Source organism: Kribbella qitaiheensis (genome assembly GCF_014217565.1).
GTDB lineage: Bacteria > Actinomycetota > Actinomycetes > Propionibacteriales > Kribbellaceae > Kribbella > Kribbella qitaiheensis_A.
The window spans coordinates 56153-77263 of the sequence record NZ_CP043661.1 but is presented as its reverse complement, the minus strand read 5'-3'; the positions used below and the strand labels follow the sequence as shown (position 1 = coordinate 77263).

The 21111-nt window shown below is 62.8% G+C and carries 17 protein-coding genes and 2 pseudogenes; 6 read left to right on the top strand and 13 right to left on the bottom strand.

What is annotated here, in order from left to right; translation table 11 throughout:
- Positions 1–11 precede the first annotated feature (11 nt).
- The gene (locus F1D05_RS00350; RefSeq protein WP_185445187.1) at positions 12–464 is read right to left on the bottom strand and encodes a hypothetical protein; all 453 of its coding nucleotides are present in this window, start codon (positions 462–464) and stop codon (positions 12–14) included.
- A 98-nt stretch (positions 465–562) separates the two neighbouring features.
- A complete protein-coding gene (locus tag F1D05_RS00345; RefSeq protein WP_185445185.1) occupies positions 563–1729 on the bottom strand; it encodes a hypothetical protein in 1167 nt (388 codons plus the stop codon).
- A 101-nt stretch (positions 1730–1830) separates the two neighbouring features.
- On the opposite strand from F1D05_RS00345, the gene F1D05_RS38550 reads away from it, so the two are divergent.
- On the top strand, positions 1831–2568 hold the full coding sequence (locus F1D05_RS38550) for a hypothetical protein (RefSeq protein WP_206686017.1): 738 nt from the start codon (positions 1831–1833) through the stop codon (positions 2566–2568).
- The gene (locus tag F1D05_RS38545) at positions 2501–2947 is read left to right on the top strand and encodes a hypothetical protein (RefSeq protein WP_206686016.1); all 447 of its coding nucleotides are present in this window, start codon (positions 2501–2503) and stop codon (positions 2945–2947) included. The genes F1D05_RS38550 and F1D05_RS38545 overlap by 68 nt, the downstream gene beginning before the upstream one ends.
- A gap of 577 nt (positions 2948–3524) precedes the next feature.
- Here the strand turns inward: F1D05_RS38545 and F1D05_RS00335 are convergent.
- Positions 3525–4310, bottom strand: a complete 786-nt coding sequence (locus tag F1D05_RS00335) for a hypothetical protein (RefSeq protein ID WP_185445183.1) — start codon at positions 4308–4310, stop codon at positions 3525–3527.
- A gap of 268 nt (positions 4311–4578) precedes the next feature.
- Here F1D05_RS00335 and F1D05_RS00330 point away from each other — a divergent pair.
- Positions 4579–5832, top strand: a pseudogene (locus tag F1D05_RS00330) (IS1380 family transposase); the annotation flags it as partial.
- 65 nt (positions 5833–5897) lie between these two features.
- A protein-coding gene (locus F1D05_RS00325; protein WP_185445181.1) for an IS3 family transposase occupies positions 5898–7096 on the top strand; the annotation gives its coding sequence in 2 pieces (ribosomal slippage) (positions 5898–6162 and positions 6162–7096; 1200 coding nt in all).
- Positions 7097–7433: 337 nt separating this feature from the next.
- On the opposite strand, the gene F1D05_RS39510 is transcribed toward F1D05_RS00325, so the two are convergent.
- The 3 genes from F1D05_RS39510 to istA all read right to left on the bottom strand — a co-directional run bounded on the left by F1D05_RS39510 (position 7434) and on the right by istA (position 10475).
- On the bottom strand, positions 7434–7727 hold the full coding sequence (locus tag F1D05_RS39510; protein WP_246486327.1) for a hypothetical protein: 294 nt from the start codon (positions 7725–7727) through the stop codon (positions 7434–7436).
- 433 nt (positions 7728–8160) lie between these two features.
- A complete protein-coding gene (gene istB / locus F1D05_RS00315; protein WP_185442126.1) occupies positions 8161–8988 on the bottom strand; it encodes an IS21-like element helper ATPase IstB in 828 nt (275 codons plus the stop codon).
- Entirely contained in the window at positions 8985–10475 is a 1491-nt protein-coding gene (gene istA / locus F1D05_RS00310; protein ID WP_281388886.1) for an IS21 family transposase, read from the bottom strand. Before istA ends, istB begins: the two co-directional genes overlap by 4 nt.
- A gap of 31 nt (positions 10476–10506) precedes the next feature.
- On the opposite strand from istA, the pseudogene F1D05_RS00305 reads away from it, so the two are divergent.
- Positions 10507–11706 (top strand): annotated as a pseudogene (locus F1D05_RS00305) (IS3 family transposase).
- Positions 11707–11959: 253 nt separating this feature from the next.
- Here F1D05_RS00305 and F1D05_RS00300 read toward each other — a convergent pair.
- The gene (locus F1D05_RS00300; RefSeq protein ID WP_206686014.1) at positions 11960–12310 is read right to left on the bottom strand and encodes a helix-turn-helix domain-containing protein; all 351 of its coding nucleotides are present in this window, start codon (positions 12308–12310) and stop codon (positions 11960–11962) included.
- A gap of 257 nt (positions 12311–12567) precedes the next feature.
- Here F1D05_RS00300 and F1D05_RS00295 point away from each other — a divergent pair.
- Positions 12568–13766 (top strand): IS3 family transposase gene (locus F1D05_RS00295; RefSeq protein ID WP_185443068.1). Its coding sequence is split into 2 segments (ribosomal slippage): positions 12568–12832 and positions 12832–13766, totalling 1200 coding nucleotides; the frame shifts between segments, so codons are not numbered across the junction.
- A 54-nt stretch (positions 13767–13820) separates the two neighbouring features.
- Here the strand turns inward: F1D05_RS00295 and F1D05_RS00290 are convergent.
- The 6 genes from F1D05_RS00290 to F1D05_RS00270 form a co-directional block, all read right to left on the bottom strand.
- On the bottom strand, positions 13821–14906 hold the full coding sequence (locus F1D05_RS00290; protein WP_185444873.1) for an IS630 family transposase: 1086 nt from the start codon (positions 14904–14906) through the stop codon (positions 13821–13823).
- A 67-nt stretch (positions 14907–14973) separates the two neighbouring features.
- A complete protein-coding gene (locus F1D05_RS00285; protein WP_206686013.1) occupies positions 14974–15756 on the bottom strand; it encodes an IS630 family transposase in 783 nt (260 codons plus the stop codon).
- A complete protein-coding gene (locus F1D05_RS38540; RefSeq protein WP_206686012.1) occupies positions 15645–15923 on the bottom strand; it encodes a helix-turn-helix domain-containing protein in 279 nt (92 codons plus the stop codon). The genes F1D05_RS00285 and F1D05_RS38540 overlap by 112 nt, the downstream gene beginning before the upstream one ends.
- Positions 15924–16345: 422 nt before the next feature.
- Positions 16346–18685, bottom strand: a complete 2340-nt coding sequence (locus F1D05_RS00280; protein ID WP_185445179.1) for an NACHT domain-containing protein — start codon at positions 18683–18685, stop codon at positions 16346–16348.
- A 2-nt stretch (positions 18686–18687) separates the two neighbouring features.
- The gene (locus tag F1D05_RS00275) at positions 18688–20157 is read right to left on the bottom strand and encodes a hypothetical protein (protein WP_185445177.1); all 1470 of its coding nucleotides are present in this window, start codon (positions 20155–20157) and stop codon (positions 18688–18690) included.
- A complete protein-coding gene (locus F1D05_RS00270; protein WP_185445175.1) occupies positions 20120–21103 on the bottom strand; it encodes a hypothetical protein in 984 nt (327 codons plus the stop codon). Before F1D05_RS00270 ends, F1D05_RS00275 begins: the two co-directional genes overlap by 38 nt.
- Positions 21104–21111: the final 8 nt, after the last annotated feature.

Sequence of the window (21111 nt, the reverse complement as noted above, 5' to 3'; positions counted from 1 at the left end):
GTCCGCTGCTGTCAATGGCTCCGCCCCGAGCCTCGAACTCGCGAATCATCCAGGGCCGGCCAGACGTGTTCGTCGGTCAGCGCGGCACCGGTAAATCCTTCACAGAACAAACACTCGGTCTGACTCGATGGCAGATTCAAAGGCGTCACCGAGGGTAAAGTATCGAGGAGCGCGATCTCTAGATCCGTGTGGAAAGTGACATCGCCTCGGCGGATCGTCGCAAGAGCATCTGGCAGGCACGAGATGTGGGCGACGCCCAACACGTGAGCCGAAGTCGGGACGTTCTCAGGGTCCGTCGCAACCATCTGACCTGCTGAGACCGGTACCGCGGCGATCCAGCTACCGGTCCGTGTTCCGATGATCTCGCTCCAGGCGCCTCGCTGCCGCTTGACCAGTTCGCCGCAACCCAGGCACGGCTCGCGGCGCCAGTCGGGGGTCAAGCGTGGATGTTCTGCACCTGCCATCCAGTCATTGTCATCCGCAGTCGTGGCCGGAGCCACCTCATGACGATGGTCGCTGTCGGTTCCGTCAGGTCGCGGCCGTGATGAGCGTGTGCGGCCGATCAGTTCGCTGCAGTCTGATTCGCCTGGGCGAAGGCCCGTGCCTCATCGCGCAGGCCCTCCAGAAGCCTGACGTTTTGGCGCATGGTGCCGGGGTCGTGGATTTCATTCGCCTTCAGCTTGGACACTCGCTCGAGTACAGCGTCATCGGTCAGCTGGGCCAGCCACGCTACGAGCTGGTGCTCGCTCAGCGAGCGGTCCATCTGGGCGAGAATGCTACCCAGATCGCCCCGAGCCGTTGCGGCGGTCAGGCGCTGCATATGGCGATCAGCAGCTGAGATTGTCGATCCCGCCGCTATCGCATGGCGTTCATCCTGGTGACCGATGTCGATCGCGTACCGCGTCGGAAGCTCCGGCGCTGGCGGCTCGGTTCCGGTGACAAGCCGTGGTACCGCCTGGGTGCGGACCCATTCCGAAATCTCATCGAGCTCCTGTATCAGTACCGGCCACCGGTCCGTGCCCGGCCGATTGATCCCGACGGTCGGAAACAATGTGATGGGGACTGCTGTGCCCAGCGGGACCTCCGCGATGACGTCACCGACACGCAGCGGCACTTCCGGGCGAGAAGGCAGATCGCGCGGCGAGCGGGGGCGCTGGTCGTCTTGGTACAGGGCAGCCAGCCGGACTGCCGTGATCGCCGGCGCCCTGTGTTTCGCGTGGTTCGTGTGGAGCACCAAACGGGCCAGAGGATGCAGCTGAGGGTCTGTCCGGCGGTGGAAGGGTTGCAGCCCATCGATCCGGCGCGCGAGTTCACCGCCATCTCGCAGCGACAACGGACCGTTGCGTAGCCGCCTCTTCTTCCACTCCTCGAAATTCTCGTAGCTGTCCGAGGCTGGCATCTCGACGAGTCTGGCGGCCTTGGCGTCCAGGGGCGAGCCATCGAGAAACTCGGCCTCCGTGAACAGTGCGTGCTCGATCGCGGCCCGCAGGGCAACCAGCGCATCAGCTACCAGTAGCGGCACCTTGCGCGGGATCGGCGCCACTCGATCGACCACGGATCGGCTGAACGCCCCCACCGGAACCTCACGTAGCCCGAAGACGCCCTCAGTCTGGCTCTGGTAATCGAAGAGCAGATCTCCGACCTGGCCGATCAGCTCATCGGCATGTGAAAGTGTCGCGGCCACGCTGAGATGCCGCTCAGGAAGCCAATCGTGCATCGAGTTAGCCACGCCGGCGATCTTAGGCGGCGCCGACGTCGCAAACCCCAGATTAGCCATACGGAGAGAGCCGCCAACGAAAACTGTCCCTGGTCCCCTTTACGCTCCGTGGCGTGACCGACTACGCATACGACACGACCCGACATGCCCTCGTGACGAGCTGGAACATCGGGGTCGGCCGGCTCGCGAATACTCTCGCCACGCTGCCTACAGATGTGTCCGCGGAAGGCGCATTGCGCCTGGCGTCCGCCCTGTCGGGCCTATCCAGGCACCTATGGCGCTGCTACACCAATCCAGCTAGCTCTGCGGACAGCATGGAGCCGAACACCGAAGGATGGCGGCGACAAGGCGAACGCGACGCGTTCGGCGGCGTGATCGACGCATTGCGGAATCCCAATCTGCCCCAAGACGGCTATCTGGAGCAGTCGTACCTTCGCGTCGAGGAGGCGGCTCATCGCGTCGGACGGGTACTGCACTCAATAGCCAGCGCCTACTTGATCGAACAGGTTGCCGGTGACGTCTCGGAGGAGATCGACGCGGTCGAACGGGCCGAACTCGGAGACCTAACGGGCCGGGCGAAGCAGGCAGTGGCACTGGCGCGTTCTGATGCGTCACCACTGCAAGTCCTCGCGGCCAACGACATCTTCCAGGAACAACCCCTGGGCTCCTCGCGACTTTTCGAGGAGGTCGACGCCACAGCCGCCGCCATTGCGGCGGCGCACTGGCTGCAGGCAGCCGCACGAGTTGCCGCCGAGCAGGCCCGACTGCGATCCGACTTTGGTGGTGGCCGAAGCGGACAACATCGAAGCGCTCGCCGTTCGGACCCCGACCGCGGTCTTGGAGCTGCTTGAGGCGGGTCAGAGTCCGCGGGCGATCGTCGTGGGCCTCGTACGAGCCGCGATGACGGTTACTGAAGGCAAGATCCCTGATCCGGAAGCGCTGATCGATGAAATCGAGCAGGCACGGACGAAAGCTGAAAAGTACGGGCCCGGCGACCAGGAACTAATGGCGGGCCTGATGCCGCGCCTGACGCCATTGGATCCCACGCGTCCCGCACAGGATCTCCTGGAGGACCTACTCGACGGGATACGAGGCTGTCTATTGCTGTACCGCGAGTCCGCCGACTACGGTCCAGAAGACGGCAGTGACACCGACGACGAAGTTGTCGACAACGAGTTCCTCGATGCGTTGAGAGAGGAAGCCAGCGCGCACCAAGACCGGATCCTCTAGCCGGAGAGCTGCGCCGATGCACAGCGTCGGGTTCGTCAATGCTCCGACGAACCCGACATACCGGCCTGGGCGAGGTCCGAGTGGACGGAGGCTCGGCGAGAGTTGGACCAAGAAAGCTGCAGACGATAGCCGGCCGTCGCGTAGAACAGTTGAGCCTGAAGCGCTGACCTCGCTGCCTGAAGCGGTTGAGGCGACTGCGCACAACCTTTCGGCTGGCGCCCAAGCATCTTGGGAGAGCCTTCGGCAAGCAGCTGCTCAGCGCACCCGCTCGACGGCGTCCGGGGCAAGCTGCTCGTGCGCGGCCGACCTGTTCCAGATCTCGGCGTAAGCGCGTACGAGTCCCACGAGTTCTCCGACCGACAAAGCATTGCGGAGGCAACCGGGGACGCACCTCTCGAGACGCGTCCCAGCAAACCAGAATCTTTCGGGCCAGTCGTTGAGGAGGGTCGAGGTCGGAGCCGCGATCGGTCAGCTGCCCAGTCCGCCCGACGATACCCGGACGACGCAACGCTGCTCGCCGCCTCGAGTCCATCGCTCACGCGGTGAGAAACCACCCCTCCATATTCCTGATTCGCACTCAAGCACCGCTTCTGGCCCTGGTAATCACGATCGCCAATATGATGACTGCTACGAGCGCCGCTCCGACGCCCATACCTCGCAGGAAGAAAAGCCACTTGCTCCCTTGGTCGACGTAATACACCGCAGGCTCAACCTCGTCGACCGGCCGATCCCCTACGTCGAACGACTCCAGCTTCGCAGTCAGCGAGTGACCCATCTCCTTCGCCTGGCCGACCGCGGTGTTCAACTCTTTGGTCGCCGACTGAATGGAAATCACCGTGTCCTCATTGATGGTCTGCGAGGCGACATACAGCACACCCGCCGTATCCTCCAGGCCGACCAGCATGCGTGCGGATCGCTCCAAAGAGGCGACGGCATCCTCATTTAGTCGGGGCTGCCCGAAAGACTCATCCACCAGCGTCCGCAGCATCGCTGCCTGATTCAGGCTGACCTTCTCGACACGTCCGATCGCCTCAAGCAGCTCCACCTTCGCTTCATGCAGCGCGTCGGTAAACAGCTCCCTCAGCGCCTCGTTGTCCTTGATCTGAACCATCGCGAGCTCAGCCCCGGCGTCACCTTCGCGATCTCGCTTCCACTTCAACAATCGTGTGGCGGGGAAGCTGCGCTCGAACTGCTTGCTGTCAACCCGGTTGTGGTGCGCCTGGCACAGCAAAAGCAGGTTCCTGAACAGGTTGCGCTCAGGGATCGTCAACGACGAAACGAAGCGCGGCCCGTTCTCCTCCAAGGCGTGGATGTGCGCGATCTGAATGTTGATACTGGGCTCGCCATCGATGAAGCGTGTCACCTGCTGCACGCAGTCCGGCGCATAACACCGTCCCCGGCTCAAGGTGAACAACGCAGCCCTCACCCCAGCTGAATACGACCGCGATGCACTCACCTGGTCTCCCGCTTCATCCCTTGCCGACCCGCTGGCGGCCCTTCCGACAACGCTAGCCTCCACGTTTCACGAAAATTGTGGCGACACGTGAGGTGAAAAGGCGAGAGTGCCTTGCCTGTAAGGGAAAATTGGGTTTGCGAAGACTCAATGATCTCGAACAGAAAGACACTCTCAGGTGAAGCCTAGCAAGGGCGGGTCCCGGTTCAAGGTGTCGGCGGATGGTAAGGGCCTCGTGTCGCACGCCGGGACGGCGTTGCTGCGGGAGCTTGCCACCTCGACCGGACTGGTAGACGGCTGGACCGAGGCGTTGATCGATACCTACCGGTTGCCGCCGTTGCATGCACCGGGGCAGGTGCTGGTCGATGTCGCGGTGTCGATCGCCGACGGTGGTGACGCGCTGCGGCACCTGCGGACACTGCGCGACCAGCCGCGCCTGTTCGGGCCGGTCGCCTCCGACCCGACCGCGTGGCGGGTGGTCGACAAGGTCGACGAGCTCAAACTGGACCTGTTGCGGGCTGCCCGGGCCAAGGCTCGCGAGCTGGTCTGGGCGGCCGGCGCAGGCCCGGACCTGATCAAAGCCCTGTGGCTGCACTTCGACGCGACCCTGCTCACTGCCCACTCGGACAAGGAAAACGCCGCACCCACCTGGAAGAAAGGGTTCGGCTTCCATCCGCTGCTGTGTTACCTGGACCGCCCCGACGTGTCCGGCGGTGAAGCACTGGCCGGGCTGCTCCGGCCCGGAAACGCAGGCTCAAACACCGCCGCCGACCACGTGACCGTGCTCGACCTGGCGATCGCCGCACTGCCCGAGAACGCCCGGCCCCGACCGGACGAGGTCGACGGACCCCAGGTGATGGCCAGCGCTGATTCGGCCGGCGCGACCCACGCCTTCGCTGCCGCGCTCCGGACCCGCGGCATCGGATACTCACTGGGGTTCTCCGTCGACGAGAACCTGCAGCAAGCGATCCTGGCCACCCCAGAACACGCCTGGCAACCCGCCTACAACGCCGACGGGCAACCCCGCCGCGGCGCCTGGGTCGCCGAACTGACAGACCTGCTCACCCTGGACAACTGGCCGGCCGGTTCCCGCGTCATCGTCCGACGCGAACGGCCCCACCCCGGCGCCCAACTGACGTTCACCGACATCGACGGACACCGGTTCACCGCGTTCCTCACCGACACCCCCACCGGACAGCAACTCCCCGACCTCGAACACGAGCACCGCAGCCACGCCCGCGTCGAGGACCGCATCCGCACCGGCAAAGACACCGGAATGCGCAACCTGCCCTTCCACGCCTACACCGCCAACGCCTGCTGGCTCGAACTCGCCCTCACCGCCGCCGACCTACTCACCTGGACCCAAGCACTGTGCTTCACCGGCACCCTCGCCCGCACCGAACCAGCCACCTACCGCTACCAGATCCTCCACTGAGGTGCTACGAACCTTCCGGACAGTGCCCAAACTAAGATTGGGTTGTCTGGAAAGGAAAGATTTTGCCGCGTTCGAAGAGGAATTTCACTCCTGAGTATCGGGAGGAAGCTGTGAAGTCGGTGATCGAGACTTCGCGGCCAGTAGCTCAGGTAGCGAAAGAGCTCGGTATCAATCCGGGGACTTTGAGTAATTGGGTAGCTGCGTATCGGCGTGATCATGCCGGCGAGGAGCCGCCGCTCACTGTGAATGAGCGGGCCAGGCTGCGTGAGCTTGAGCGTGAGACGCGGGAGTTGCAGATGGAGCTCACGTTCTTGAAAAAAGCCGCAGCGTACTTCGCCAAGGATCATCGATGAGCGAAAGGTTCGAGTTCATCGACGCGGAATATGCGGATGATAAGGCTTACAAGGACGCTGATGCGCCATCGATTGTTCAGATGTGCCGATGGTTCGGGGTGGGCCGGTCCAGTTTCAACGAGTGGCGGAACCGGCCGGTCTCGGTGACGGCGAAGCGCCGAGCCGATCTCAAGCTGATCATCAGCAAGTCGTTCGAGGAGTCCGATGACACCTACGGGTACCGGCGGGTGCATGCCGATCTGGTGGATTGGGGCGTGCCGTGCGGGCTCGAACTGGTGCGGGTCCTGATGCGGGAGCTGGGCCTGGAGCCGTGTCAGCCGCGGCCGTGGCGGCACGGTCTGACCGAGCGAGATGGCCTGGCCGGCGCGATCCCGGACCTGGTCGAGCGCGACTTCACCGCGGAAGCTCCAGGTCTCAAGATGGTCGGCGACATCACCTACATCTCGACCTGGGAGGGCTGGCTCTATCTGGCGACCGTGATCGATTGCCACACCAAGGCGGTGGTCGGGTGGGCGATGGACGATAACTACAAGACCCCACTGATCGAGGCCGCCATCGAAATGGCTGTCCGGAACCATGAACTCGCTGACGGCGCGATCTTTCATTCCGACCGTGGCAGTAATTACACGTCCGCCCAGTTCGCCGCCACCTTGAAGAAGAACAATCTTCGCCAATCGGTCGGCCGGACCGGCATCTGTTACGACAACGCCATGGCTGAATCGTTCTTCGGAACTCTCAAGAACGAGCGTATCTATCGCACTGAATATCCCACCCGCGAACATGCACGCCGCGACGTTGCCCGCTACATCGAATTGCGTTACAATACCAAACGTCGCCGCTCAGGGCTTGGCTATCGAACCCCACAACAAGCCCATGACGAGTACCTGGAAAAGCAGCTCGCAGCGTGAATTAACCGTGAAAAAGCTGTCCGGGAAACGCGCGGCACCTCACACACCGCAGGAGTCCTCGTCCGCACCGCCCGCGGCCGGCACCTCAGACTCGACACCGACTGGCCCTGGGCACACCAACTCGCAACAGCATTCGACCGCCTCCGCGCAGCCCCCTGGCCAGCCACCTGACCCGGCCCCACACCCCTACCACCCAAGGAACATCGGAACCCGCCCACCCGACGCGACAGCCGGGCCCAACCCACGCCACCACCCCGACCAACGGCCAAAAACCCCACTAAACAAGGACCCCCAACGACACGCCGGAACTCCATGAAATATCTGGGCTAGTGCCTCGTCAAGCAACGTTGGGGAGGTAATCGGGTCGGCGGATTTTGGAGTCGATGGCGAAGTGTCGTTTGGGTTGGGCGTGTTTGTTGTGCCAGCGGACGTAGCCGGTGATCGCGTTCTCTTGGGCGGTGTGGCTGGGGTAGTCGCTGCCGTCGAGGGTGAAGTAGCGCAGGGCGGTGAACTCGCACTCGATCCAGTTCAGCCAGGATGCGTTGCTCGGGGTGAGCACTATCTCGATCTGGTTGGCCTGGCACCATTCGAGGACCTCGGCCTTCTTGTGGGGTCCATAGTTGTCGCACACGACATACAGCTTCCCGGTCGGGAACCGGTCCCGGAGTTGTTGAGGAACCCGAGGAACTCCCGCCACCGTTTGCGGTCTCGGAACCGGTAGAACATCTGCCCGGTGGCCAGATCGAGTGCGGCGAGCATGTGCCGTACTCCGCCGTTGCGGTTGTAGGTGGCCCGCAACCGGGCTGGGCGGCCGGTGGGAAACCAGCCCCTGCCGGGCCTGGGCTGCAGGTTCAACGGACCGAACTCGTCGGCGCAGATCACCCGGCCATCGGCTGGTGGATGGTCGTAGAGGTCGAGAACACGGGCCATCTTGGCGGCGAAGTCGGGATCCCGGCTGCCTTTCCAGGTCTTGGTCGCCTGCCTGAGTATGACAACCCCATCTGGCCCCGCTGTGATGCTTTGATTTGGCCCCACCCTGCTTGTTTTGGTGGTGTTGTCTTGGGTTAGTTGGTGGCGGTTCGGCTGCGGGTTTGCCGGGTGGTGTTGAGTCTGTAGGACTTGGTGCCGGTCTGGATGATGTGTGCGTTGAAGGTGAGTCTGTCCACGACTGCGGCGGCGAGGCGGGGGTCGGTGAAGGTGGCGCCCCATTCGGAGAATGGGGCGTTGGATGCGCAGGCGATGGATGCTCGTTCTTCGCGGGCGGTGATGATCTGGAAGAGCAGTTCCGCGCCGCGTGGGTCGAGGCGGACGTAGCCGATCTCGTCGAGGCAGAGCAGGTCGAGTCGGGCGTAGCGGCCCACGACGCGGGACAGCTGTTTGTCGTCTGAGGCTTCGACGAGCTCGTTGACCAAGGCGGCGGTGGTCACGTAGCGGACCCGGCGTCCTTGCTCGGCTGCTGCGGTGCCGAGTGCGATGAGCAGGTGTGTTTTCCCGGTGCCGGAGTCGCCGAGCAGGACCAGTGGTTGTCCGGCGTCGATCCAGCCGCCGCCGGCCAGGTGTGCCAGCGTCGGTGCCGGTAGGTCGGGCAGCACGGTGTGGTCGAACTCGGTGAGGCGTTTGGTGCGGGGGAACTTGGCCTCGTTGACTCGCCGGATCCGGCGGCGGGCGTCGCGTTCGTCGCATTCCGCGGTGAGGATTTCGGCCAGGAATGCCTTGTGGGTAAGGCGTTGCTTGGCTGAGGCCTCGGCCATCGCGATGGCTTCGGCGCGGATGGTGGGCAGTGCGAGTAGTCGGCAAGCGGCGTGGATCGCGGCCTCGGCGGCGGGGTCAGACAGGGCGGTCACCGTGGTCGTCGGGGTGGCGGCTGGCGCGGTTTTCGTGGCGGGGCTCATGCGGTTTCTTTCTGGAGTAGTTGGTCGTAGTCGGCCAGTGATGGCGTCGGCCGTTGGGTCGTCGCAGCGTGGGACGCGGTGGGTGGAACCGGGACCGGCGGGGAGGTCGCGCCGGCTGAGGTCATCGCGCTGCGTGCGGTGACCGCGACCAGGTCGGGATCGAAGTTTCCGAGCACCAGCGCGCCTTCGATGCCCGCACTCACCACGGTCGCGGTCATGGTGCGGTGGAGCAACAGCACCCCGATCAGGGCGCGGGTGCCGGGCCCGTCGCCGTGTTGCTTGCGGGCGGCGTCCCAGAACCGTTGATGAACCGCCGTGAACGCCCCGGATGCTCGCGCGGTGACCAAGGCGGTGGACCCGGACATGGCGCCGGGTTTGCGGGTGAGGACTTCCAGATAGTGGTCCAGAACGAGATCCTCGCTGCCCTTGTGCAGCGACCGGGTATGTTCAGCGATCACCTTGCCTGCGTCGAGCACGATCACCGCGGTGGCGCCGAGACGAACCTCGAGCCGGCGACCAGCGAACCGGGCCGGGACCGAGTAGTACGACTGGCGGACACAGACCCGTGCTTTGGCGTCGACCCGGCATGACAGCGGGGCCGAGACATCGAAGGTTTCACTCGGCAGCGGGTTCAGCAAGACCAGTTCACGGGCCGCGGCCGCTCCCACGGTCTCGGCGCGGGCACCGATGCGGCGCGCGTCGTCGCGGGCATCGGCGGCGGCCAGGGCCTGGTTCAGCGCGGCCAACGATGCCACGTGCGGGACAGGAGTGAGGTGCCGTCGGCGGAACCGGCCGATCTCGCCCTCGACACCGCCCTTCTCATGAGCACCCTCTAAGCCTGGCGCGCAGAAGAACGAGTCATAGCCGTAGTGGGAGCGCATCGCGATGAACCGTGGATGCTCGAACCGTTCCCGGCCCAGCGCGACCCGGATCACCGCGGGCCTGAGGTTGTCGTAACGGATCATCCCGGTCGGTACCCCACCCAGCGCCTCGAACGCACGCACATGCCCATCCAGGAACGATTCCTGGGTCTGATTGGCATAGGCAACATGGACCGCTTTGCCCGAATGCGACAGCCGCAGGCAAAACATGAACACCTTCATCACCACCCCAGCGATCACCGCAGTGAACTCCCCGAAGTCGACCTCGGCCTCCTCGGCCGGTCCATGAGTCTGGGGCACCATCACCTGCGCCCGGTCCCCACCGATCTCGGTCTTCAGCTGGGCGACCAACCCCCGCACGCTGGACTCGGCCACCACGACACCCTCTTCCTCCATCAGCCGCTGCCAGACCCGGCGAGCGGTATGCCGCTGCTTCTTCGGGGCGTCCAGGTCCGCGGTCAGCCAGCCACCGATCGTGGCCAGATGCGGGCCCAGCACCGGCGCCACACGCTCTGGAGATTTCCGCGTCGGAGGCACCGCATCACCCAACGCCAGACGCACCGTGCGCCGATTGAGGTGCCACGAACCTTCCGGACAGCGGCTCAACTAAGATTGAGCTGTCCGGAAAGGGAAGATGTTGCCGCGTCCGAAGAAGAATTTCACTCCTGAGTATCGGGAGGAAGCTGTGAAGTCGGTGATTGAGACTTCACGTTCTGTCACTCAGGTCGCGAGAGAGCTCGGCATCAACCCGGGAACCCTCAGTAACTGGGTGAGCGCCTTTAAGCGAGACCATGCCGGCGAGGAACCGGCATTGAGCATGGACGAGCGTGCGCGGCTCCGCGAGCTGGAGCGGGAGACGCGAGAACTCCGGATGGAAAACGAGTTCCTAAAAAAAGCCGCAGCATACTTTGCCAAGGATCATCGTTGAGCGAAAAGTTCGAGTTCATCGATGCGGAGTATGCCAACAGGTTGACCCGAGAGAACGGAAATGCGCCGTCGATTGTGAAGATGTGCCGGTGGCTCGAGGTGAAACGGTCCAGTTTCAATGATTGGCGGAGCCGTCCGATGTCGGCGACTGCGCGCCGCCAAGGCGAACTCAAGCTGATCATCGTCAAGTCGTTCGAAGAGTCCGACGAGACCTACGGGTACCGGCGGGTGCATGCCGACCTGGTGGCCTGGGGTGTGACCTGTGGGCTGGAGTTGGTGCGCAAGCTCATGCGTGAGTTGGGTTTGGAGCCGTGCCAGCCGCGGGCCGTGGCGGCACTGTCTGACCGAGCAGGATGGCCAGGCCGGCCCGATCCCGGATCTGGTAGATCGGGACTTCACCGCTGATGCTCCGGGGCACAAGATGGTCGGAGACATTACCTATGTCTCGACCTGGGAAGGGTGGCTTTATCTGGCGACCGTGCTCGATTGCCACACCAAAGCTGTGATCGGGTGGGCCATGGACGACAATTACAAAACCCCGCTGATCGAAGCCGCGATCGACATGGCGGTGCGGAATCACGATCTTGTCGACGGCGCAATCTTTCACTCCGACCGGGGCAGCAACTACACTTCCGCCCAGTTCGCCGCGACTTTGAAGAACAATAATCTTCGCCAATCAGTCGGGCGGACCGGTATCTGTTACGACAATGCGATGGCCGAATCGTTCTTCGGCGCTCTCAAGAACGAGCGTACCCACCGAACCGAGTACCCGACCCGCGACCATGCACGCCGCGATATCGCCCGCTACATCGAATTGCGCTACAATACTAAACGCCGTCACTCAGGGCTCGGCTACCGGACCCCACAGCAAGCCCACGACGACTACCTGGAAACACAATCCGCCGCCTGAATCAGCCATCAAAAAGCTGTCCGGAAAGCGCGTGGCACCTCAGATGGACCTGGTGGCGCTGCGCCAGTGCCCGGATCGACAAACCTTCATCTCGACGCTCGCGTCGGATACGTTCGAACTGCTCCACTCTCGATCTCTCCTTCAACCCCTCCACCTCTCGTGATCGCCTTGGCAGACGACACGAACGTAGAGGACTGGATGGTCGAGGGTGGAGCCAAATCAAGCCATCACTACCGCCCCAAGTGGGGCCAAATCAGACTGGCACACTCACCTGCCACCTGATGCCGGCTCGACGCAGGATCTGGCGCACCGACTCGGTACTGATGGCGATGCTCTTGTGCCCGGCCAGGTACTCGACCAGCTTCGACAAACTCCACGTCGTGAACGGGCGACCCAGCTTCTGCGGCGGCGTCTTCGCGACCCGGCAGACCGTCTCACGCACCGGGGGCCCGAACCTGCGTGGCCGGCCCCCGCTCCATTTTGGGTCCAGCGCCGCGAACCCGGACTCGTTGAACGCGTGGATCACCTCCCGCGCGTACTGCGCCTTCATCGCGAACATGCCCGCAGCCTCGACCGCGCTACGGCCCTGCACCGACGCCAGCACGATCCCGCCCGCCGCAACCGGACCCGGTCCTTCGTCGTCCGCGTGATCTTCACCAACCGAGCCGCTTCCTCGGGCTCCAAGGAACGCACGAACACCTCAGGCTGTCGAGCCATCACCACCTCCAACACGACAGCCTCCAAAACCAACCCCGGCCAGGTCAACCCGAACACGGTTACAACCCCAACGTTTCTATGAGGTGCTACGAACCTTCCGGACAGTGCCCAAACTAAGATTGGGTTGTCTGGAAAGGAAAGATTTTGCCGCGTTCGAAGAGGAATTTCACTCCTGAGTATCGGGAGGAAGCTGTGAAGTCGGTGATCGAGACTTCGCGGCCAGTAGCTCAGGTAGCGAAAGAGCTCGGTATCAATCCGGGGACTTTGAGTAATTGGGTAGCTGCGTATCGGCGTGATCATGCCGGCGAGGAGCCGCCGCTCACTGTGAATGAGCGGGCCAGGCTGCGTGAGCTTGAGCGTGAGACGCGGGAGTTGCAGATGGAGCTCACGTTCTTGAAAAAAGCCGCAGCGTACTTCGCCAAGGATCATCGATGAGCGAAAGGTTCGAGTTCATCGACGCGGAATATGCGGATAATAAGGCTTACAAGGACGCTGATGCGCCATCGATTGTTCAGATGTGCCGATGGTTCGGGGTGGGCCGGTCCAGTTTCAACGAGTGGCGGAACCGGCCGGTCTCGGTGACGGCGAAGCGCCGAGCCGATCTCAAGCTGATCATCAGCAAGTCGTTCGAGGAGTCCGACGACACCTACGGGTACCGGCGGGTGCATGCCGATCTGGTGGATTGGGGCGTGCCGTGCGGGCTCGAACTGGTGCGGGTCCTGATGCGGGAGCTGGGCCTGGAGCCGTGTCAGCCGCGGCCGTGGCGGCACGGTCTGACCGAGCGAGATGGCCTGGCCGGCGCGATCCCGGACCTGGTCGAGCGCGACTTCACCGCGGAAGCTCCAGGTCTCAAGATGGTCGGCGACATCACCTACATCTCGACCTGGGAGGGCTGGCTCTATCTGGCGACCGTGATCGATTGCCACACCAAGGCGGTGGTCGGGTGGGCGATGGACGATAACTACAAGACCCCACTGATCGAGGCCGCCATCGAAATGGCTGTCCGGAACCATGAACTCGCTGACGGCGCTATCTTTCATTCCGACCGTGGCAGTAATTACACGTCCGCCCAGTTCGCCGCCACCTTGAAGAAGAACAATCTTCGCCAATCGGTCGGCCGGACCGGCATCTGTTACGACAACGCCATGGCTGAATCGTTCTTCGGAACTCTCAAGAACGAGCGTATCTATCGCACTGAATATCCCACCCGCGAACATGCACGCCGCGACGTTGCCCGCTACATCGAATTGCGTTACAATACCAAACGTCGCCACTCAGGGCTTGGCTATCGAACCCCACAACAAGCCCATGACGAGTACCTGGAAAAGCAGCTCGCAGCGTGAATTAACCGTGAAAAAGCTGTCCGGGAAACGCGCGGCACCTCACTAGACGCGGCACTAGTGGAGCGTTTCTGAAGTTCGGTGACGGTTGGCTTTCTTGAGGATCTGGTCTGGGGTCTTGGTCCAGACGAAGGGGTGGCAGCGGTCGTTCCAGCCGGTGATGAAGGCTCGGATCTTTGTGTTGAGGTCTTTGACCGAGGTGAAGGTCCCGCGGTGGATGGCTTGTCGTTCGATGATGCCGAACCAGACCTCGACCAGGTTGAGCCATGACCCGGAGGTCGGGGTGAAGTGGACCTTGAACCGGGAGTGCGCGGCCAGCCAGTCACGGACCTCGGCCCGTTTGTGTGTGGCGTAGTTGTCCATCACCAGGTGCAGTTCCTGACCGGTGCCGTCGTCGGGGTAGGCGCGGTCGATCTGCTTGAGGAACGCAAGGAACTCCTGGTGGCGGTGCCTGGGTTTGCAGGCCGCGGTCACCGTGCCGGTGGCGATCTCCAGTGCCGCGAACAACGTGCTGGTGCCGTGCCGGACGTAGTCATGGGTGCGGCGCTCGGGAAAACCAGGCTGCATCGGCAGCATCTTCTGAGTCCGGTCCAAAGCCTGGATCTGCGACTTTTCGTCGACACACAACACGATCGCGTTGTCCGGTGGCGCCAGATACAGCCCGACCACATCAGTGACCTTGGCGACCAACTCCGGATCGGTGGAGAACTTGAACGTCTCACTGCGCCACGGCTGCACCCCATAGTCACGCCACGCCCGCGCGACCGTCGCGTTGCCGACCTTGAGCCGCACGGCCAGCAGCCGAGACGACCAGTGCGTCACCCCCAGCCGCTTCGGCGGCGGCTTCAACGTCTCGGCCACGATCATCGCGTGATCGATCTCGCGCGGCCGGCCCACCCGTTCGGCATCATCCAGACCCTTGATCCCGCTGCGCACGTAGCGCTGCCGCCACCCGATCACCTTCGGACGAGACAACCCCACCTGCTCCGCGATCGCCGTATTCGATACCCCACCCGCAGCCAGCAACACCACCCGCGCCCGCAACGCCAACCCAGCACGAACCGTCGTCGACCGCGTCAACGACACCAACCGCTCCCGATCACCCTCACGAAGCACCAACGCGGCAGCAGGACGGTTCGCCATACCCCATTCTGACCCACCACCAACCGTTACCTAATTAATGACACGCCCCACTAGTAGATCGTCGCATCTAACTGTTGGGGTATAGGTGGCGGAGTTTGGTGCGTGCGTCGTCGGTGGTGAACTGCCAGTCGACTTGGCGCTGGGCGGTGTTCGTGGCTTGCTGCCAGGCGGCGAGTTCGGTGTTCAGTGCGACGAGGTCGTCGAGGCGGCGGTCCAGGCATTGGCGGGTGAGGGCGGACAGTTCGATCTCGGCGATGTTGAGCCAGGAGCCGTGCTTGGGGGTGTGGTGGATGTCCAGGCGCTGTGCCAACGCGAACGCTTTGGCCGGGTCGAACGCCTCGTAGAGGGATCCGGTGGTGTGGGTGTTGAGGTTGTCCATCACCAGCACCACCTTCTCGGCGTCGGGGTAGTCCTGGGTCAGTAGTCGTTCGACTTGGTAGGCCCAGTCGATCTTGGTGCGCTGTGGCTGGGCGTCCACTCGTCGCCACCCGCGCAGGGGTTCGACCCAGCAGAAGATCGAGCAGGTGCCGTGGCGGACGTACTCGCTGTCTTCCTTCAGGTCCTGTCCCGGTGTGGCGGGGATCGGGGCGCGGGCGTGGCCGAGGAGTTGGTAGGGCTTCTCGTCCATGCATACCACCGGACACGCCGGATCGTAGGGGCGGGCGTAGACCGCGAGGACGTCTTCCATCGCGGCGGCGAACTGCGCGTTCGCTTTTGGCGGGATGGTCCAGCACTTCTTCAGATGAGGACGCAGCCTCGTTTTTTTAACACCCGCCCGATGGTGGAGTGATCCAGGTCCGGGATGTCCTCGACCAGCGCGACCTGCTTTTCCAGCAGCCGCAGCGACCACCGGGTATAGCCCTTGGGTGGCTGGGAGCATGCCAGCGCGATCAGCCTCGCCTCGACCTCGCCGGTCACCGGCGAAGCCACCGGCGGATGCTCGCGCTTCTTGCGCGAGATCGTGGCGTCCACATCGCCACCGGTCTCGGCGAACCGCTGAGCGATCAGCCGCAGCATCTCGGTCGAGACACCGACCCGGGCCCGCGATCCCCTCTTGCGAACCGATCTCACCCACCGAGGCATCCAGCGCGAGCAGCACCCGCGCCCGCCTGATCACCGCAGCCGGATGCACACCCGTCCTGGTCATCCGAACCAGCCACTCACGATCCGTCTCAGCCAACCTGACCGGACGCTTCACCTGCGACGCCACGACAACAGTCCTGTCCGGCAGAGGGAAAGGAAGATCTGCCAACCCAAACCTCCCAACCAGCCCCTCCAGAGTTAAGCAGCGACACGCTACTAGCGCTCTCTGTGGACAACGAGAGCAGGTTGCTGGGCTTCAACCGCTCTACCCCACCTCCGGGTTGCACTGGTGGGGGCTGGGCCTCCATCGGCCATCTCGCAGTCCGACCACGGCCAACGCACCCCAGCCGTGGCAGTCACCAACTGTGATATCCGCCTAGATCGCGCACAGAAGCATCGGAGAAATCCACCACGATCCGAGATTTCCCATCCTCGATCAAGACACCGAATTCACGCCCCGGCAATCGTGCCCGGCGCCAGTCAAGCACTGACTGGACGACACGCCCCAGGTTCAGCGGCTCGTCTCCGGCCATGACCAGACGGGGCCTGCCTTCGCCGCCTGGAACTCTAGATATCAGCGTGGAGCCGAACCTGCTGATGCCGTCATCGCCGGCCAGCCATTCGTAGAGCGACGTTAGGTCCGATGGTGTGCCGGCATCGAGAGAAAGCAGCGCCTGTGGAGTTTGGCGATCTGTTTGCTGACGCCAAAGAGCCTCACATCTCTCCCGCAATGAAGGACTCAGACTGACCATGCTAGCGACACTTTCCTGAAGCACCGCCGCTACTGCCGCCCGCCACTTGGGCTCCTCGTAGCACCGGCTCAGCATCTCTTCGACCAGTTGCTCCCCCTGCCGCGGACGGGCCTGCGATGCGGCTAGAACAGTCACTGAACGCCAGGCAGGATCATGCGCTTTCTCGGCGAGAAGGTAGATACGATCATTCTCGACGAAACTCCGGGCCGCGAGAAATTCCATCAGCGTACGGTGGACAAATTGCACTCGCCCAGCCGCCGGCTCGATGAGGAGTCCACTGCGAGTCAGCAGATGGTTCAATGCTTCGCTCGGCTCTAGTTGCAACCTGAGCATTGACGAGGCAGCCAGTTCCACGACCTCTAGTGCGTACTCCCGCGATATCTCGGAGACACCGTCACGGATCATTAGCTGAGCTAATTCTTCCAACAACATGAGAGATTCAGGCTTCGGCAGACTACCGATGCCTGGTATACCTCTCTCGGTGTCGCGACGCTCTACCAACATGTCGATGAACTGGGAATACACATCAGCCCGGACAAGCGGCAGATCTCCACGCTCGCGGAAAAGGGCACAGATTAGCGTGCACATCAACGGCGTCGCCGCCAAATCGTTCAGCCGACTGTTAGTCTCAATGATTCTGACCAACTTCGCGGCCGACTCCGTGGGAGACGATCCAGCCCAGACATCTGCGACCGAACCCGCCGCCGCGAACCACTGACGGATCAGTTGGATCTTGGACGAGTTCTGCAGCGTCTCGAGGTACGAGGTGGTGAACTTCAGATCAACCAGCGCTTCTAGGTCGAAGAGGGCCGTGCGCGAGGTGACGACAAATCTGCATTTCGGGTAAAGCTCGGTCATCTCAGAAAGCCAAGCCAGCCACCGCAGACGAGAACTAGCCTCGATCTCATCCAAGCCGTCGAGCAGCAGCAACAGATAGCCGGCCTCACAGCGTTGCCGAACCAGGTTCGGCAACTGCTCGGCCTGAAACGACGGATATGCGATCTGGGCCAGACTATTGACATCAGGCAGCGGCGGTTCCGAGTTGGAAAACACCCGACGCAAAGGAATGTAGACCGGTAGATAGTCGTTGAGCGAGGCAATCAACCCGTCCAGTGATTGCCTAGCAGAACTGATCGCGAGCCATTTCAGGATACTAGTCTTACCGGACCCAGCCGGACCGTGGAGAAACAGGCGTCGATGATCTGCCAAAGCCCAGTCCAATGGCATTCGACTGTTCGCGACGACGACGTCCGGCCGAATAAATGTTTCACTGACCCGAAGACCGCTTACCGAGTCGGACACCGGGAAACCAACCGTCTCGACCCGGTCCAGTGCACTGACCACATGCTGCCGGTAGGAGATCAACGGGTCGATCATCGGCTCAGGTGAGATCGACGAAGGAAGTCGGTCGAGGGCCTTGGCGAGCGCCAATCCAAGATCCTCCTGCTTGTGCAGGAGATAGTTGAGTGCCCGACTATCCCAACCGGGTAGCGAGCTCACGATCGTAACCAGGATGGAAGACGTCTCGTCAACGAGGGAATCGTAGAGCTGGATCCCGAGATCTGTGAGCTGGGCATTGCCTCGTACCTGCCACGAGCGTTCACGAACAGTTTCCGCGACCGCTGCCGGGCTCATAGCCGCCGTAAGCATATCTTGTTGCGTCAGCGCAGCAATACGGAAACTGTCGGCGGCGGCCAAGACAGCCGCATTCTTCTCGTGCTCCGGAAGTCGCTGTGCGCGAGTGTCCTGCATCAGTCGATCAATGACCACTTCCTGCATTTCATCGAAAGCCCGTTCCAGCCTGCGCCTTTCGATCGAATTAGGAACCTGATCCTGGATAAGTTGAGCCATTGTCTGATTCGGGCGACGCCGGGAAAACCAGACGTCCATGGCCGCCGACATAATATTCTGGCTAAGGGAGAAAATTGCCGCCTCTATTGCCACAATCATCCTCCTCCGGCTACTAGAATCATCGTACAGTTCGGGCCGAGATCACCCGCGGCGGCTATCATGGCGGCATCAGCCACTCGAACGGTCAAATCTTCACGCCCCCTAATTTCGGCGGCATCCACCTGGCATACCACCTCGACAGTCCCAACCAAAGGCAGGTCCGCGACCGCGGCGAATTTTTCTGGGCTGTCGATCACGAGGATGTCAGGCACTGAGGTGCACACACTCAGCACCGTCTTGGCGAAGAGTCGGACATCGAATCGCGACCAGGACTCCCAGAGAATTTCCTGGCAGTTGCCAGCCCCGCACCCAGCTATGGCCCGGAGGGCCGGCAACGCGTCATCACCATGACGCGACCCTACTTCGATGGCAGCGACCGCGGCGGCTGCGAGGCCGTCGTCTTGGACGATGCGCACGAGCATATCGAGCGCCAGCGGGGCTAGCCGTGGATGTGCCAGCCGTTCGACGTCTCCCTGCAGGACCACGGCCACCACCGCATCCTGCAGCCGGCTACGCGTCGCAGACTCAAGGGAGCGGGCAGCGGCTGCGCAGCAGTACGCCGTGACGACCAACGCCTCGGATGCATCCGGGTACTGCTCGGCATCATCCAGCAAGGCAGTAACGAGCTCCGTTGCTCGCTGGTGGCGGGCAGAGCCAGCAGCGGCTACGACGAGTCGGGGGTTGCTCAGGTTCCGCGCCTCCGCGCGAAGGTAGTTGATATTGCCCGATGCGATGAGGTCACCGGCCGCGAGATGATCCCGCATCTCGTCGTTGACGAACGCGAGACCTCCAAGACTGCGTCGTAACAAAGTGGTACGGGAGAGAATGCGTTCGACCACAACCGACGGGCTCCCCTCCACGCCCCAGCCTGCAGTCAACTCCTGGACAGCGTCAGCCAAATGGCCCGGGTCGAAGGGCGGCTCATTATGGATTGCCCAGCGGGCGACGCCGCACTGAAGGTCTCGCATCCGGGCGGTACCACTGACTGCTGGGGCGTCCAGTCGGGAGTCCTCCTCTGCAAACCGCTCCAGCACATCTTCCACAAGGGCGATCCAGTCACGAGGAAGGGACAGTGATGAGTCGAGAAAAGCTTCGCACATCAGAGCACAGATTCTTGGATTGCGACTCAGTCCCATCAGTGCGGAGAGCTGACCAAGAGCCATTCCCAGCTCCCTGCCGCGCGCAGCAACCTTCTCCTGATCCTCGACGGTCTCGCACTCCGAAGCTACAGCCTCATGCCATTGCTCGACCTGTTGAAGCACTTGACCGGCGCTGGACTGTTCCAGGTTGATCACCGAGAATCCGTTGCGGTCCGCCCAGCCGTCGCCAAGGGTTCCACGACGCGCCGCCACGACGATCGCGGACTTTCCGACGACCTCTGCGATGAAGCTGTCGAAGTCGTCCTCGTTTCTCATTCGCGACTCGTCGTCACCGAGGAGATGCTCGATGTTGTCCAGCAGTATCATCGCCTCGCCCGCTCGCACCGACCGCTCGACCCAGCCGTCCGGACCCTTGGGCAGCCATTTGTTGACCCGGGCAACGGACTCCTCTAGGTCTGGGAACTCGCGGAGGGCCGCAGCAGTCGAGGTAAATCGGAGTCAACGAACCATCATTACCTCCGCTGCCTGCCAGCAACCTCAAGAAGGTCTGTACAAGCATCATGCTCTTGCCCTGGCCTGGATCGGCCTCGACCAGAATCCTCCGTTGCTGCTTCAGTGACTCATCGAATGGCCCGAGGTCGTTCATGCTCGCGTCCCGCGGCTCCACATAGGCCACGGCCATAGGCACCCACCGCTTAGCACCGCCACTCGTGCGGCGTCGAGGACGGGCCAACCTCTTACCCGCATCCAGCCGATACGTCAGCAGGTACTCGTCAAGCGCCGCATACTGCAGCTCCGCATAGAGACTGGCAGGATCGCCGAGCTTCTTCCGAACCGCGTCAAGCTCGACCGTGAGCTCGGCGAGAGCCATCCCGTGGGCCTCAGGAGACACCCGCAGAACAGAGACAACCTGGTGGCTGACCGATTCGAGAATACGGACGTAGGCGTACTCCGCCTCGCCCAGGCCAGCCCGCGCCAGCAGTTCGGTGGAGTTCTTTCGGTAGTGATCGGCCAAGCCGATCGCCGAGTACTTGGACTGCCGGATTACCGCGCCGTCGATCGTCACCGAGGACAGCGTTTCGGCGACCGCGAGGATGGCCGCCTCGATATCGTTCGAAGCGACACGCGAGAACTCGTGCTGATTGATTGCCGCCGCCGTGACCGACGAGGCGATGGCCTCGATCTGCCGGACCAACCTGGTTTGCCCGGGATCGGTCTGACTGGAAAGCAGGTCGAGGCCCTTACCGATGCTCTCACCGACGACCGTTCCCACTACCGGCGGCAGCAGCGCCGCCGCGAGCGTCTTGGACACTACGTCGA

What these genes read in the sequence shown, in the direction of transcription:
- F1D05_RS00350 (WP_185445187.1), bottom strand. Translation starts at nt 464, where the DNA reads ATGGCAGGTGCAGAACATCCACGCTTGACCCCCGACTGGCGCCGCGAG.
- istB (WP_185442126.1), bottom strand. Translation starts at nt 8,988, where the DNA reads ATGAGCCCCGCCACGAAAACCGCGCCAGCCGCCACCCCGACGACCACG.
- F1D05_RS00290 (WP_185444873.1), bottom strand. Translation starts at nt 14,906, where the DNA reads ATGGCGAACCGTCCTGCTGCCGCGTTGGTGCTTCGTGAGGGTGATCGG.
- F1D05_RS38540 (WP_206686012.1), bottom strand. Translation starts at nt 15,923, where the DNA reads ATGCTGCGGCTGATCGCTCAGCGGTTCGCCGAGACCGGTGGCGATGTG.
- F1D05_RS00275 (WP_185445177.1), bottom strand. Translation starts at nt 20,157, where the DNA reads ATGATACTGCTGGACAACATCGAGCATCTCCTCGGTGACGACGAGTCG.